Raw genomic sequence first — 15,019 nt, forward strand, 5'->3', positions numbered from 1 at the left:
CCTGGTGCTTCTTCCCTTTTGCCCCCTCACACCCCCCGGTGTGAGGGGGCAAAAGTGTGTAGGTCATACTGAGCTTGTGAATGCGTTCACTTTCACAAGCGCACCAGAACAGGAGGCGTGACGTGGAGCTGGCACTCGACTCCGTGGCCGTCGCGCGATGGCAATTCGGCATCACCACCGTCTACCACTACCTCTTCGTCCCCCTGACGATCTCCCTCGCGGCCCTGACCGCCGGCCTGCAGACGGCATGGGTCCGCACCGGCAAGGAGAAGTACCTGGGAGCGACCAAGTTCTGGGGCAAGCTCTTCCTGATCAACATCGCCATGGGCGTGGCCACCGGCCTCGTCCAGGAGTTCCAGTTCGGCATGAACTGGTCGGACTACTCCCGCTTCGTCGGCGACGTCTTCGGCGCCCCGCTCGCCTTCGAGTCGCTGATCGCCTTCTTCTTCGAGTCCACCTTCATCGGCCTGTGGATCTTCGGCTGGGACAAGCTCCCGCAGAAGCTCCACCTGGCCTGCATCTGGCTGGTCTCGCTCGGCACGATCCTGTCGGCGTACTTCATCCTCGCCGCCAACTCCTGGATGCAGCACCCGGTCGGCTACCGCTACAACAAGGCCACCGGCCGCGCCGAACTCACCGACTTCTGGGCCGTGCTCAGCCAGAACACCACCGTCGTGGTGGTCCTCCACACGCTGACCGCGGCCTTCCTGACCGGTGCCGCGTTCATGATCGGCATATCGGCCTACCACCTGGCCCGCAAGAAGCACGTCGCCGTCATGCGGACCTCGCTGCGCCTCGCCCTGGTCACCGCCGTCGTCGCCGGGCTGCTCACGGCCCTCAGCGGGGACCGGCTGGGCAAGGTGATGTACCAGCAGCAGCCCATGAAGATGGCCGCCGCCGAGGCCCTGTGGGACGGGCAGTTCCCGGCCCCCTTCTCGATCTTCGCCTACGGCGACGTGGAGAAGGGCCACAACACCGTGGCCGTCGAGGTCCCGGGCGTGCTGTCCTTCCTCGCCCATGACGACTTCGACTCGTACGTGCCCGGCATCAACGACGTCAACAAGGCCGAACAGCAGAAGTACGGCCCCGGCGACTACCGCCCCAACATCCCCGTCGCCTACTGGGGCTTCCGCTGGATGATCGGCTTCGGCATGACGTCCTTCGCGGTCGGCCTCGCGGGACTCTGGCTCACCCGCCGCAGGTTCTGGCTCGCCGAGGACCGGCGCACCGCCGACGACGAGCCTCCGCACCTGATGCTCACCAGGAACACCGCCCTCTCCCCGAAGCTGTCGCGCTGGTACTGGCGGATCGGGCTGCTCACCATGGGCTTCCCCCTGATCGCCAACTCCTGGGGCTGGATCTTCACCGAGAACGGCCGCCAGCCGTGGGTGGTCTACGGACTGCTGCGCACGAAGGACGCGGTCTCCCCCGGCGTCTCCACCGCCGAGATGCTCACCTCACTGATCGTGCTCACGTCGCTCTACGCCGTCCTCGCCGTCGTCGAGATCAGGCTCCTGGTCAAGTACGCCAAGGCCGGACCCCCCGAGCTCACCGAGACGGACCTGAATCCCCCCACGAAGATCGGCGGCGACACCGACGCCGACCGCCCGATGGCCTTCTCGTACTAGGGAGAGACGGCATGCACCTCCACGACGTCTGGTTCGTCATCATCGCCGTCCTGTGGACCGGCTACTTCTTCCTCGAGGGCTTCGACTTCGGCATCGGCGTCCTCACCCGGCTGCTCGCCCGCGACCGCCCCGAGCGGCGCGTGCTGATCAACACCATCGGCCCGGTCTGGGACGGCAACGAGGTGTGGCTGATCACCGCCGCCGGCGCCACCTTCGCCGCCTTCCCCGAGTGGTACGCCACCCTCTTCTCCGGCTTCTACCTGCCGCTGCTGGCGATCCTGCTCTGCCTGATCATCCGCGTCGTCGCCTTCGAGTACCGCGCCAAGCGGACCGGCGAACGCTGGCAGAGCAGCTGGGAGTGGGCCATCTTCTGGACCTCCCTCGTCCCCGCGTTCCTGTGGGGCGTGGCGTTCGCCAACATCGCGCACGGGGTGGCCATCGACCGGTCCGGTGAGTACACCGGGCAGGTCTGGGACCTGCTCGGCCCGTACCCGCTGCTCGGCGGCCTGGTCACGCTCAGCCTCTTCACCTTCCACGGCGCGGTCTTCGCGGCGCTCAAGACCCTCGGCGACATCCGCACGCGGGCCCGCCGCTTCGCCACCGGGGCCGGTGCGCTCACCGCGGTTCTCGCCGCGGCGTTCCTGGCCTGGACGCAGGGCCACGGGGGAGACACCGCGAGCCTGGCCACCGTGATCGTCGCGGTGCTCGCGCTGCTCGGGGCACTCGGGGCCAACCTGCGCGGCCGGGAGGGCTGGGCGTTCGCGCTGTCCGGCGTCACGGTCGTCGCCGTCGTGGCGACCCTCTTCCTGACGCTCTTCCCGGACGTCATGCCCTCCACGCTGGACCCGGCGTGGAGCCTGACGGTCGAGAACGCGTCCTCGACCCCGTACACCCTGAAGATCATGACCTGGTGCGCCGGGATCGCGGCACCGCTGGTCATGCTCTACCAGGGCTGGACGTACTGGGTGTTCCGCAAGCGGATCGGCACCCAGCACATAGCCGAAGCGCACTGAGCGACCCGAGGGGCTGTTTCACGTGAAACCCGTCGACCCGCGGCTGCTGCGGTACGCCCGTGCCACCCGCGTCTTCCTCGCCGTCTCCGTCCTGTTGGGCCTCGCCGGCGCGGGACTGGTCATCGCCCAGGCGATGCTGCTCGCGAAGATCGTGGTCGGCGGGTTCCAGGACGGCCTCGGCACCGGCGAGTTGCGCACTCCGCTGCTGCTGCTCGCCGCGGTCGCCGTCGGCCGCGCCCTGGTCTCCTGGCTCACCGAACTGTGCGCCCACCGGGCCGCGGCGGACGTGAAGTCCACCCTGCGCAACCGGCTGATCGACCACGCCACCCTGCTCGGCCCGGCCCAGCTCACCGACCGCAGGACCGGCGAACTCACCACCCTCGCCACCCGCGGAATCGACGCCCTGGACGGCTACTTCGCCCGCTACCTGCCGCAACTCGGGCTCGCCGTCGTCGTTCCGGCCGCCGTGCTCGCCCGGATCGTCACCGAGGACTGGGTGTCGGCGTTCATCATCGCCCTCACCCTGCCCCTCGTCCCGCTCTTCATGGCCCTCATCGGCTGGGCCACCCAGGCCCACATGGACCGCCAATGGCGGCTGCTCGCGCGGCTGTCCGGCCACTTCCTCGACGTCGTCGCCGGCCTGCCCACGCTCAAGGTCTTCGGCCGCGCCAAGGCGCAGGCCGAGTCCATCCGCGCCGTCACCGCCGACTACCGGCGCGCCACGATGCGGACGCTGCGCATCTCCTTCCTCTCCTCCTTCGCCCTCGAACTGCTCTCCACCCTCTCCGTGGCCCTTGTCGCGGTGGGCGTCGGGATGCGCCTCGTCCACGGCGAACTCGACCTCTACACCGGGCTGGTCATCCTCGTCCTCGCCCCCGAGGCCTATCTGCCGCTGCGGCAGGTCGGCACCCACTACCACGCGGCCGCCGAAGGACTGTCGGCCGCGGACGAGGTCTTCGCGCTCCTGGAGACCCCCGCCCCGCCCCGCGGCGACGCCGCCGCCCCCGACCCGCGCACCGCGGCCGTCGAGGCCGAGGACCTGGCCGTCGCCGGCCGCCTCGCCCCGGTGTCCCTGCGGGTCTCCCCCGGCGAGACGGTCGCGATCACCGGGGCCAGTGGGGCCGGCAAGTCCACCCTGCTGAGCGTGCTCCTCGGCTTCACCCGGCCGACCGCCGGGCGCGTCCTGGTCGGCGGCACCGCCCTGGACGACCTCGAACTCGCCGACTGGCACCGGCACATCGCCTGGGTCCCCCAGCGGCCCCACCTCTTCGCCGGCACCCTCGCCGACAACGTCCGGCTCGCCCGGCCGGACGCCGACGACGCGACGGTGCGCGCCGCCCTCCGCGAGGCGGGCGCACCGGAACTCGACCCCGCCCGCCGGGTCGGCGAGGCAGGCGCCGGGCTCTCCGCGGGACAGCGCCAACGCGTCGCGCTCGCCCGCGCGTTCCTCGCCGACCGGCCCGTCCTGCTGCTGGACGAGCCCACGGCGGCACTGGACGGGGACACGGAGGCCGCCGTGGTCGACGCGGTCCGGCGGCTCGCCGTCGGCCGCACTGTCGTCCTGGTCGTCCACCGCCCCGCGCTGCTGGCGATCGCGGACCGCGAGATCCGGCTCGGCGACGGCCCGGTACGCGCGGACGTGCGCCCTCCGGTGCCGGCCGCCGCGCTCCCCACCCGTACGCCGGTGACCGCCGAACCCGCCGAACCCGCCGAACTTGCTGAGCCTGTCCACACCGCCGCGACCCAGCCGGGGGAGGCCGGCGCGGCACGGCGGGTGCGGGCCGCGGCCTCCCCGCTGCGGCCGCGCTTCGCGCTCGCCGTGGTGCTGGCGGCGCTCGCGCTGCTGAGCGCGGTGGGCCTGATGGCGACCTCCGCGTGGCTGATCGCCCGGGCCTCCCAACAGCCGCCGGTGCTCTACCTGATGGTCGCGGTGACGGCGACCCGCGCGTTCGGCATCGGACGGGCCGCGTTCCGGTACGCGGAGCGCCTGGTCTCGCACGACGCCACGTTCCGCGCGCTCGCCGACCTGAGGGTGGCCGTCTACCGCCGGCTGGAACGCCTCGCGCCGGCCGGGCTGCGGGACGTCCGCCGCGGGGACCTGCTCTCCCGCCTCGTCGCGGACGTGGACTCCCTCCAGGACTACTTCCTGCGCTGGCTGCTGCCCGCCTCCGCGGCCGCGGTCACCGGCGCCGTGGCGGCCGGGCTCACGGCCTGGCTGCTGCCGGAGGCCGGCGCCGCCCTCGCCGTGGGGCTGCTCGCGGCCGGCGCCGCCGTACCGGCGCTGTCCGCCGCCCTGTCGCGGCGGGCGGAGCGCGCCCTGGCCCCGGCACGCGGCGAACTGGCCGTCCGGGTCGTCGACGTGCTCACCGGCACGGCCGAGTCGACCGTCGCCGGGGCCCTGCCCGCACAGCGCGCGAAGGCCGCCGACGCGGACCGCGCGCTGACCCGGATCGCGGCCCGCTCGGCCGCCGGGGCGGCGCTCGGCACGGGCCTGGGCACCCTGCTGACCGGGCTGACCGTCGTCGCCTGCGCGGTCGCCGGGGTGCAGGCGGCCGCCGCCGGCCGGCTCGGCGGCCTCGCGCTCGCGGTGGTCGTACTCACCCCCCTCGCCGCGTTCGAGGCGGTCACGAGCCTGCCCGCCGCCGCCCAGCACCGCCGCCGCAGCCTGCGCGCCGCACAGCGCGTCCACGACGTCCTCGACACCCCCGAGCCGGTCCGCGAGCCGGAGCACCCGGCCCGGCCGCCGCGGACGCCGCACCCCGTGGTGCTGCGCGCCCTGACCGCCCGGCACCCCGGGCAGGCGGCACCCGCCCTCGACGGCGTGGACCTGGAGCTGACCCCCGGCCGCCGCGTCGCCGTCGTGGGCCCCTCCGGCGCGGGCAAGACGACCCTGGCCCACGTCCTGCTCCGCTTCCTGGACCCCGAGTCCGGCTCCTACACCCTCGCCGGGACCGACGCGACGACCCTGGACGGCGACGCCGTCCGCCGCATGGTCGGGCTGTGCGCGCAGGACGCGCACGCCTTCGACAGCACGGTCCGGGAGAACTTGCGGATGGCCCGCCCCGGGGCCCCGGACGCCGAGCTGACCGGCGCCCTGGCCGCCGCCCGGCTGGACCTCGGCCTCGACACCCCCGTGGGTGAGCACGGCACCCGCCTGTCCGGCGGCCAGCGCCAGCGCCTCGGCCTGGCCCGCGCCCTGCTCGCCGGCTTCCCCGTCCTCGTCCTCGACGAGCCCGCCGAACACCTCGACCTGGCCACCGCCGACGCCCTCACCGCCGATCTGCTGGCCGCGACTGCCGGGCGGACGACCGTCCTGATCACGCACCGCCTCACCGGACTGGCCGACGTCGACGAGATCGTCGTCCTCGACCGCGGCCGGGTCGTGCAGCGCGGCACGTACGACGAGCTGGCCGTCGCCGAGGGCCCCTTCCGCCGCACCCTGGAGCGCGAACGCGCAGCTGACGGGCGGACCGCGGCGCTTCCCGCACCGGCGTGAGGGCCGCTCGCGGCCTACGCTCGCGGTATGGCAGAACGACTCGCCAAGCTGCTCGACGCGGTCGGCGCCGTCACCACGGCACTGCTCGGCAACCCGGGGGCCGGGGCGCTCGACGTCGTCGCCGAGCAGGCCCGTGCGCTGGTGGAGGCCGACGCGGGTCTCGTTCTGCTGCCGACCGCCGAGGGCGGCCTGGAGGTCGTCGCGGCCTCGGCCGACCACCCGGCCGGCCTGGTCGGCACCGTCCTGGAGGCCGACAGCCCGGCCGCCGCGCCCCTGCTGGCGGGGGAGCCGGTCCACATCGAGGACGCGGCGACCGACGACCGCATGGGCGCGACCATCACCCCCCGCTTCGGGCCCAGCATGATGCTGCCGCTGCTGAGCAGCGGCCACGTGATGGGGGCGCTGGCCCTGCCGCGGGTCCGCGGTGCCCCGGCCTTCACCGAGGACGACCACGTCTTCGCCGCCCAGTTCGCCGCGCAGGCCGCGCTCGCGCTGCTGCTCGCCGAGGCCCAGCGGGACCGCAACCGGCTGGCGGTGTACGAGGAGCGCGACCGCATCGCCCGCGACCTGCACGACCTGGTCATCCAGCGGCTCTTCGCCACCGGGCTGATGCTGCAGGGGGCCATCCGCAAGTCGGTGCCGCCCGAGGCCGAGGCGAGCATCGCGCACGCCGTCGACGAGCTGGACGCCACCATCCAGGAGGTGCGCACCGCGATCTTCGCCCTCCAGCAGGAACCCGGCGACGACGCCCCGGCGGGGCTGCGCGCCCAGGTGCTGCGCGAGACCTCCGTGGTCGCCCGGGGCCTGGGGTTCCAGCCCTCCGTGCGCTTCGTGGGGCCCGTCGACTCGCGGGTCGGCGCGCTCAGCGCTCGCAACCTGATCGCCGCGCTCCGGGAGGCGCTGTCCAACGTGCTGCGGCACGCCGGGGCCACCCGGGTCGAGGTGATCGTGGACGCCACCGCCGTGCTCGGCGAGGGCCTGGAGGGCGTCCGGCTCATCGTCTCCGACGACGGGGTCGGCATCCCGGAGACCGGGCGGCGCAGCGGCCTGCGCAACCTGGCGCGGCGCGCGGAGTCGCTGGGCGGCGAGTCGACCTTCGGGCCGGGCCCCGACGGCAAGGGCACCGTCCTGGCGTGGGAGGCGCCCCTGTGACGGTGCCCGGCCCGGCCGTCAGCGGGCGGCGAGGATCCGCTCGATGACCCGCGCGACGCCGTCGTCCTCGTTGGCCGTGGTGCGGTGCGTGGTGGCCGCCAGCACGTCCGGGTGGGCGTTGGCGACGGCGTAGGAGGTGCCCGCCCACGACAGCATCCCCAGGTCGTTGGGCATGTCGCCGAACGCGACCACCTCGTCGGCGCCGATTCCGAGCTGGGCGCAGCAGCGGGCCAGCGTGGTCGCCTTGCTGACCCCGGTGCCGCTGATCTCCAGCAGCGCCGAGGCGCTGGAGCGGGTGATCTCCGCGTACTGCCCGGCCGCGGCCAGCGCCGTGCGCAGGAAGACGTCCGGGTCCATCGAGGGGTGCTTGGCCAGCAGCTTCAGCACCGGCTGGCCGCCGCCGGCCGCCCCGAGCAGCTCCTCCACGGGTGCCACGAGCGCGTCGGGCACCGGCGAGTACGGCGGGTACTCCGGCTCGTACGCGAAGCCGCCGGTCAGCTCCACCGCGAAGGTCGTCCCCGGCACGGTGGTGCGCAGGGCCGCGACGACGGAGAGCGCGTCGCGCGCGTCGAGCGGATAGCACGCGAGCAGCCGCCCCCGGTGCAGGTCGTAGACGGCGGCGCCGTTGGCGCAGATGGCCATGCCGTGCCCGGCGGTGTGCTCGGCGACGACGTCCATCCAGCGGGCCGGGCGGCCGGTGACGAAGAAGACCTCGACACCCGCCGCCTCCGCGTCCGCGAGGGCGGCGATCGTCCGCGCGGAGACGGTCTTGTCGTCGCGCAGCAGCGTGCCGTCCAGATCGGTGGCGATCAGCCGCGGTGCGGGGACCGCGCGGAGGGCGTCCGGGGACATGGGATGCTGGGTGGCTGAGGTCACCGCCCCATGGTCGCTCATCCGGCTCGCGATGGCTGCAGCCGGGGGGCGGGTGCGATCACCGCCACATTCCGTGCCGCGGCATTGTCAGTGGCGGCTGCCACCATCGCGGCATGGCACTCATGACGCGTTGTGAGGAACAGCCCGACCGGGAGCCGGTGCTCCTGGCCGATGCCGTGGCGACCGTCCTGGACGGGATCGGCTTCGCCTCCCGCGGGGACATACCCGCCCCCGTCCCCGACCCGGCGGCCGGCACCGCCACGACCTGCGCCCGGTGCGGCCGCGCCGCCCTGTGGCACCGTACGACCGGCGGCCGCTGGATCATGATCGAGCCCGGCGAGCGGCTCACCGCCGCCGTCCCGGCGGGCCGCCGCTGGCGCGTCGCCGGCGACGGCACCGCGGTCGACCTGCGGTCCGCCGTGCCCTCCGACACCTGCCGGATCAGCCACTTCGACGTCTGCCCGGCCGGTCCCCCGCCGGTCGCGTCACCGGTGGTGCCCGCCCAGTGGCGGCGGCGGGGGACCGGGCTCAGCCTCAGCTGAGCTGCGCGGGGGCCTCGGTGGCGATGCGCTCGAAGATCTTCTCGTCGGCCGCGTAGACCGAGTCCGGCACCGGCCAGTGCAGGACGATCTCGGTGATGCCGATCTCCGCGTACCGCCCGGCGAAGTCCACGAAGGCGTCCAGGGACTCCAGCGGGCGCTCCGCCGTCGACCCGGTGAGCAGCACCCGCTCCAGCTCGCCCGGATCGCGGTCGATCTCCGCGCACGCGATCTCCAGCTTGTCGAACTGCCGGGAGACCACGGCCGGGCAGTCCTCCACCGGCACGTCCGCCGGACCCTTGGGGTCGCCGTAGGTCACCCAGGCCTGTCCGTAGCGCGCCGTCAGCTGCATTCCGCGCGGCCCCGTGGCCGCCACGGCGAAGGGGATCCGCGGCCGCTGCACGCAGCCGGGGATGTTCCGCACCTCGCGCGCCGAGTAGAACTCCCCCTCGTGGTCCACGACCGGCTCGGTCAGCAGCCGGTCCAGCACCGGCACGAACTCCCCGAAGCGGTCCGCCCGCTCCCGCGGCGTCCACGCCTCCTGCCCCAGCGCTGTCGCGTCGAAGCCGGTCCCGCCGGCGCCGATGCCCAGCGTGAGGCGGCCGTCGCTGATGTCGTCCACGGTGATGAGTTCCTTCGCCAGTGTCACCGGGTGCCGGAAGTTGGGCGAGGTCACCAGCGTTCCCAGCCGCATCCGCTCCGTCGCCGCGGCCGCTGCCGTCAGCGTCGGCACCGCCCCGTACCAGGGCAGGTCCCGGAAGCTCCGCCACGACAGGTGGTCGTAGGTCCAGCCGGTGTGGAAGCCGAGTTGCTCGGCCCGCCGCCACACCTCCCGCCCCTCCGCGGTCCAACGGTAGATCGGCAGAATCACAGTGCTCAGACGCATAGGACGACCATACGGCCCGGGCGTCAGACGTCTCCTCGCAACCAGCTTTCGAACGGCGGCAGAGGGGCGAGCGCGGGCGCGACGGCCGCAATGGCGGTCGCGACGTCAGTGGCGAGCCGGACGCAGTCGTCCATCAGCTCGTCGGCTGCGCGCACCTCGACATCCGGTCGCGGCACCCAGGACGTCCGTGACACGCAACCGATGCGCACCCGCTCGCCGTCGGGCCGGAACGTCAAGGTGCGCTCCACGCCCTGCGGATAGAGGTCCAACTCCGTCTCCCGGCCCGCGCGCAGGCCGTCGATCAGCCCGGGCAGCTCCTCGACGAAGGCCGACATGTCGTAGCCCACATCGAAGTGCCAGTCGTCCCAGCCGAATCCGCCGATGTGGAAGGCGGCGTCCGTCCGGGCCAGGACCCCGCATCCGACCATGGCCAGGTAGCAGTAGTCATCAAGGTCTTCGAGGGGTTCCTGCGGCGTCGCGCGAACGCGTGCGACCGCGGGCGCCGAGGGGGCTGTGAAGGAGAAGCGGAAGGGCACGGCGGCCAACCTACCCGCCGCCTGGAAGGGCCTGCCGGGCTTCGCCATGACGGGTGGTTCTCCACGCCGACGGCACGTGGCGCGGGTCGTGCGGGACCCCGTCACCGCGTCCCGCCCCAAGCGGGCCACGGGGACTACCGGGAAATAACACCGGCCTCCGGAGCCCGCAACTCGGGAGATTGTCAGGTGAGCGGGCCTCCGAACGGGCTCGATGGGGCCCCGCTTGGGCCACCCGGGTGGTGTTGATCCGAATATCGCCACTCCCGAGGTGCGCTTCCGGGCATTTCGTGCTCACTTCCGCATCATCGGACTAGTCGCTCCCCGACTCACGAGGAAGTGAGAGGTCAATGGCTGCAAACAATCACGCCAAGGCGTTCTGGAACGCCTTCGTCACGCTCCTGCTCAAGGTGATCGCCGGTCTCGGCTTCGCCGTCCCGGCCCGCCGTAGCACCGCCGCCGTCGCCCCGCGACCGGAGGCCGCCCCGCTCTCCCTGGTGGAGGCGCTGCTCGCCGAGACCGGCAGGGAGGTGAAGGCACCACCCACGGGCGCGGCAGCCGAACGCCGCGAACCCGTGCGGCCGCCCCGCGCCCGGTCCGCGAGTCATCTCGTTCCCGCCGCCAGGCCGCGGCCCCGGCCTGACCGCACGACACGGCAGGCCACGGCACATCGCGCTGCCCTCGCCCACCGTGCCGCGATGGCATCGGCGCCGACACCGGCAGGCGCGTCGCCCGGGTCCACGTCGTCGCCCGAATCGTCGGACGCACACCTCCTCGCCCCCCGTATCGCCGACTGCCTGCGCGAACTGTCGCTGCCGCCGACGATGAAGCAGCGCATCCGCGCCGAGGCCCACGGCGCCTCCCCGGTGCCGCGCAGTGGTTCGCGCAGGGTCCGTGAGGGCGCTTCCGTCCAAGCGGTCACGGCAGGTGCCGACGAGACCTCGGCCAGGACCGCGGCCGAGGCGCACGCCCGTACGGCCGACCGCCGCGGCGACTTGGCGCTGTGCGCGTGAGCGCCACGGACGCGCACGTGCTGCCACGGACCGCGGGACCGGATCTCATGTCCGGACCCGGCAGCCCCGGCAGCCCCGACGGGTACGGCAGGGCAAGCCGGTCAGGCCGGCCGACGTGCCACCGCCCGCTGGTAGAGCGCCATGCGGTAGATGCCGGAAGCGGTCGCGGAGAGCAGACCCGTCGCGAGGAACAGTGCGACGACGCAGCCTGCCGCGGCGACCAGGACCGTCACGCTGTCCGTTTCGACCGCGAGGATGAGGGCGATGATCGCGATGATCACCACCAGGACGGTTGTCAGGGCCAGACGTATCCCGCCGGCCACCCAGTTGCCCAGCTCCGCCCGGCCCAGTGTCATTGAGCGGCGCAGGCCGGTGAAGAGGCCGGTGCCCTCGACGACGATCACGGGCAGCACGAAGAAGGTCCACAACGACCAGGACGTCCCGGCCAGTTCGAAGATCCAGGACACTCCCGCGGTCGACTCCAGGACCCGCAGCACCATCCCGAGACTGCTGCCGAGCAGGCACCATGCCAGCAGCGTCGGCAGTCGCCGCAGCGCCGCCCGCAGCGAGACGCGCACGGCGGGGCGCAGGTCCTGCCCCAGCGCGTGGACGGAGTGCAGCAATGCCGCGGTGAAGTACGTACTGGTGCCGGACAGCAGGAAGAACAACACCAGGAGCGCCATGAACTGCCCCGTGGTGGGCGCCTGGTCGAGCCGCGCGCGCTCCCAGATGCCCCGCAGCGGCTGAAGCCACGCGATGAGCAGGAGGACCGCGAGGACCACCGCGTTCAGCGCCGGAAAGCACAACAGCGCCGGTCTGCGGCGCAGCACGTGCAGGACCGTCCCGACGATGCCCCGTTGCCCGCTCCCCGAACCCCGTGAGCGCCGCGTACTCCCCGGGCCCCGCGAGCCCGCAGGACCGCCCGTGTTCTCCGGGTTCCCCATGATTTCCCGCTTCTCCCCGTTCCCCACGTTCCCGACGCTCTCCACGCCCGTTCACGCCCCTCCCGCACGAGATGCCCGCCGGCCGCAATGTAGTCGGTGATCGCCCGTCCCCTACGGGAACATCCGTCCCAAGGACTAGGGACGACTACCCCCGAGGCTGACGACGGGTGTGGTTCGCACCACTAGGTTCGTGGTGTGACTGTGATCGCTGCTGAAAGCCTGACGAAGCGGTACCCGAGGGTGACCGCTCTGGACCGGCTCACCGTGGACATCGAACCCGGGGTGACCGGGTTGGTGGGTGCGAACGGGGCCGGCAAGTCGACCCTGATCAAGATCCTGCTCGGGTTGTCGCCGGCCACCGAGGGCCGCGCCGCGGTGCTGGGCATGGACGTGGCGACCCAGGGTGCGGACATCCGTGCCGCCGTGGGGTACATGCCGGAGCACGACTGCCTGCCGCCGGACGTCTCCGCGACGGAGTTCGTCGTGCACATGGCCCGTATGTCCGGGCTGCCGCCGACGGCCGCGCGTGAGCGGACCGCCGACACGCTGCGCCATGTCGGGCTGTACGAGGAGCGCTACCGCCCCATGGGCGGCTATTCGACGGGCATGAAGCAGCGCGTGAAGCTGGCCCAGGCCCTGGTGCACGATCCGCGACTGGTGCTGCTCGACGAGCCGACGAACGGGCTGGACCCCGTCGGCCGCGACGACATGCTCGGGCTGATCCGGCGTGTCCACACCGAGTTCGGCATCTCCGTCCTCGTCACCTCGCACCTGCTCGGCGAGCTGGAGCGCACCAGCGACCACATCGTCGTGATCGACGGCGGACAGCTGCTGCGCGCCTCCTCCACCAGTGACTTCACGCAGGCCACCGCCTCCCTCGCGGTCGAGGTGACCGACCACGAGGAGGAGCTGCTGCAGAAGCTCACCGCCGCGGGGCTGAACGCCCACGCCGAAGGCCATCTGCTGCATGTCGACATCGACGGCGACGAGACCTACGACACCGTGCGCGACGCCGTCGCCGAACTGGGCTCCGGCCTGGTCCGGATGGAGCAGCGCCGCCACCGCATCGCCGAGATCTTCCGGGGAGGGGACGACCGTGACGCAGCTTGAGGGACGCGGGCCGGCTGCCGGCGGCGCCCAGGACGTCATTCACGACATCGGGTACCGGCACTACGACGGGCCGCGGCTGGGCCGCGCGTACGCCAGGCGCTCGCTGTACACGCAGAGCCTGCGCGGTGCCTACGGACTGGGCCGGTCTGTGAAGTCCAAGGTGCTGCCGATGATGCTGTTCGCGGTGATGTGCGCGCCCGCCGCGATCATCGTGGCCGTCGCGATCGGCACGAAGATGACCGAACTGCCGATCGAGTACACGCGGTACGCGATCATCATGCAGGCGGTGATCGGCCTCTTCCTGGCGGCGCAGGCCCCCCAGGCGGTCTCGCTGGACCTGCGCTTCAAGGTGACGCCGCTGTACTTCTCCCGCCCGATCGAGGCGGTCGACTACGTCGCGGCGAAGTTCACTGCGCTCACCACGGCGATCTTCATCCTCACCGCGACCCCCGTGCTGATCCTCTACATCGGCGCGCTGCTGGGGAAGTTCGACTTCTTCGACCAGACCTCGGGCTTCGCCAAGGCCCTGCTGGCCGAGCTGCTGCTGTCGATGCTCTACGCGGGCGTCGGCCTGGTGATCGCGGCGCTCACCCCGCGCCGGGGCTTCGGTGTCGCGGCGATCATCGCCGCGTTCACGCTCCCGTACGGCGCCGTCACCAGTGTCCAGGCGGTCGCCTCCGTGCAGGGCGACAAGGACGTGATCGGCTGGCTGGGGCTGTTCTCGCCGATCACGCTGATCGACGGGGCGCAGACCTGGGTGCTGGGTGCCTCGTCCTCCTTCGTCGACGCCGCGGGTCCGCCGAACGCGGTGGCCGGCGTGGCCTACGTGGTTGTCCTGCTCGCCGCGATCGCCGGCTCCTTCGGCCTGCTGATGCGCCGCTACCGAAAGGCCGTCCTGTCGTGACCACCTTGTCCATCGACCATGTGTCCCGCTGGTTCGGCAACGTCGTCGCCGTCAACGACGTGACGATGACGATCGGCCCCGGCGTCACCGGTCTGCTCGGCCCCAACGGCGCGGGCAAGTCCACCCTGATCAACATGATGGGCGGCTTCCTGGCCCCCTCGGTCGGCAGCGTGACCCTCGACGGCACGGTGATCTGGCGCAACGAGCAGGTCTACCGGCACATCGGCGTCGTGCCCGAGCGGGAGGCGATGTACGACTTCCTCACCGCGCGGGAGTTCGTCGTCGCCAACGCGGAACTGCACGGCCTGCCCGACCCGGGCGCCGCGGCCGCGCGGGCGCTGGCCACCGTCGAGATGGAGTTCGCCCAGGACCGCAAGATCGCCACGTACAGCAAGGGCATGCGGCAGCGGGCGAAGATGGCCTCCGCGCTGGTGCACGACCCGTCGGTGCTGCTGCTGGACGAGCCGTTCAACGGCATGGACCCGCGGCAGCGGCTGCAGTTGATGGAGCTGCTGCGGCGGATGGGCGACGAGGGCCGCACGGTGCTGTTCTCCTCGCACATTTTGGAGGAGGTCGAGCAGTTGGCCAGCCACATCGAGGTGGTCGTCGCCGGCCGGCACGCCGCCTCCGGCGACTTCCGCAAGATCCGCCGGCTGATGACGGACCGGCCGCACCGCTACCTGGTGCGGTCCAGCGACGACCGGGCGCTGGCCGCCGCGCTGATCGCGGACGGTTCCACGGCCGCCATCGAGCTGGACTGGAAGGAGCGGGCGCTGCGGATCCAGGCGATCGACTTCGCCGGTTTCACCGAACTTCTCCCGCGGGTCGCCCGCGAGCGCGGCATCCGGCTCTTCACGGTCTCGCCCTCCGACGAGTCCCTGGAGAGCGTGTTCTCCTATCTGGTCACGGCATAGGACGAGGAGCTTCC

At 72.6% G+C, this 15,019-nt stretch carries 12 protein-coding genes and 1 pseudogene; 9 read left to right on the forward strand and 4 right to left on the reverse strand.

Annotated elements, in window-relative coordinates:
• Window positions 1-122: 122 nt before the first annotated feature.
• The 4 genes and pseudogenes from ACIP64_RS35630 to ACIP64_RS35645 form a co-directional block, all read left to right on the forward strand.
• Entirely contained in the window at window positions 123-1,628 is a 1,506-nt protein-coding gene (locus ACIP64_RS35630; protein WP_401595319.1) for a cytochrome ubiquinol oxidase subunit I, read from the forward strand.
• Between the two features lie 11 nt (window positions 1,629-1,639).
• Window positions 1,640-2,641 carry a cytochrome d ubiquinol oxidase subunit II gene (gene cydB / locus ACIP64_RS35635; RefSeq protein ID WP_401595321.1) on the forward strand — a complete coding sequence of 334 codons (1,002 nt, stop codon included), beginning with the start codon at window positions 1,640-1,642 and terminating at the stop codon, window positions 2,639-2,641.
• Between the two features lie 22 nt (window positions 2,642-2,663).
• Window positions 2,664-6,137 (forward strand): thiol reductant ABC exporter subunit CydD, encoded by a 3,474-nt coding sequence (gene cydD, locus ACIP64_RS35640; protein ID WP_401595323.1) that lies wholly within the window; start codon window positions 2,664-2,666, stop codon window positions 6,135-6,137.
• Window positions 6,138-6,188: 51 nt separating this feature from the next.
• Window positions 6,189-7,289 (forward strand): annotated as a pseudogene (locus tag ACIP64_RS35645) (GAF domain-containing sensor histidine kinase); the annotation flags it as partial.
• 18 nt (window positions 7,290-7,307) lie between these two features.
• Here the strand turns inward: ACIP64_RS35645 and ACIP64_RS35650 are convergent.
• On the reverse strand, window positions 7,308-8,165 hold the full coding sequence (locus ACIP64_RS35650; RefSeq protein ID WP_401595326.1) for an HAD family hydrolase: 858 nt from the start codon (window positions 8,163-8,165) through the stop codon (window positions 7,308-7,310).
• Window positions 8,166-8,275: 110 nt separating this feature from the next.
• Between ACIP64_RS35650 and ACIP64_RS35655 the strand changes: the two genes are divergently transcribed.
• A complete protein-coding gene (locus ACIP64_RS35655) occupies window positions 8,276-8,704 on the forward strand; it encodes a DUF6083 domain-containing protein (protein ID WP_401595328.1) in 429 nt (142 codons plus the stop codon).
• Here ACIP64_RS35655 and ACIP64_RS35660 read toward each other — a convergent pair.
• Window positions 8,697-9,587 (reverse strand): LLM class flavin-dependent oxidoreductase, encoded by an 891-nt coding sequence (locus ACIP64_RS35660; protein WP_401595331.1) that lies wholly within the window; start codon window positions 9,585-9,587, stop codon window positions 8,697-8,699. The genes ACIP64_RS35655 and ACIP64_RS35660 overlap by 8 nt on opposite strands.
• A 23-nt stretch (window positions 9,588-9,610) precedes the next feature.
• Window positions 9,611-10,171, reverse strand: a complete 561-nt coding sequence (locus tag ACIP64_RS35665; protein WP_401595333.1) for a hypothetical protein — start codon at window positions 10,169-10,171, stop codon at window positions 9,611-9,613.
• A 299-nt stretch (window positions 10,172-10,470) separates the two neighbouring features.
• Between ACIP64_RS35665 and ACIP64_RS35670 the strand changes: the two genes are divergently transcribed.
• Entirely contained in the window at window positions 10,471-11,133 is a 663-nt protein-coding gene (locus ACIP64_RS35670; RefSeq protein ID WP_401595336.1) for a DUF6344 domain-containing protein, read from the forward strand.
• A gap of 101 nt (window positions 11,134-11,234) precedes the next feature.
• Here the strand turns inward: ACIP64_RS35670 and ACIP64_RS35675 are convergent, their stop codons facing one another.
• On the reverse strand, window positions 11,235-11,963 hold the full coding sequence (locus tag ACIP64_RS35675; protein WP_401595338.1) for a DUF6159 family protein: 729 nt from the start codon (window positions 11,961-11,963) through the stop codon (window positions 11,235-11,237).
• Window positions 11,964-12,272: 309 nt separating this feature from the next.
• Between ACIP64_RS35675 and ACIP64_RS35680 the strand changes: the two genes are divergently transcribed.
• From ACIP64_RS35680 to ACIP64_RS35690, 3 genes are read left to right on the forward strand one after another with little or no spacing between them, the layout of a single operon-like run.
• Entirely contained in the window at window positions 12,273-13,187 is a 915-nt protein-coding gene (locus ACIP64_RS35680) for an ABC transporter ATP-binding protein (RefSeq protein ID WP_401595341.1), read from the forward strand.
• Window positions 13,174-14,091, forward strand: coding sequence for an ABC transporter permease (locus tag ACIP64_RS35685; protein ID WP_401595343.1), 918 nt, complete (start codon window positions 13,174-13,176; stop codon window positions 14,089-14,091). Before ACIP64_RS35680 ends, ACIP64_RS35685 begins: the two co-directional genes overlap by 14 nt.
• The gene (locus tag ACIP64_RS35690) at window positions 14,088-15,005 is read left to right on the forward strand and encodes an ABC transporter ATP-binding protein (protein ID WP_401595346.1); all 918 of its coding nucleotides are present in this window, start codon (window positions 14,088-14,090) and stop codon (window positions 15,003-15,005) included. The genes ACIP64_RS35685 and ACIP64_RS35690 overlap by 4 nt, the downstream gene beginning before the upstream one ends.
• Window positions 15,006-15,019: the final 14 nt, after the last annotated feature.

The organism is Streptomyces sp. NPDC088733, assembly GCF_044751185.1.
Lineage (GTDB): Bacteria > Actinomycetota > Actinomycetes > Streptomycetales > Streptomycetaceae > Actinacidiphila.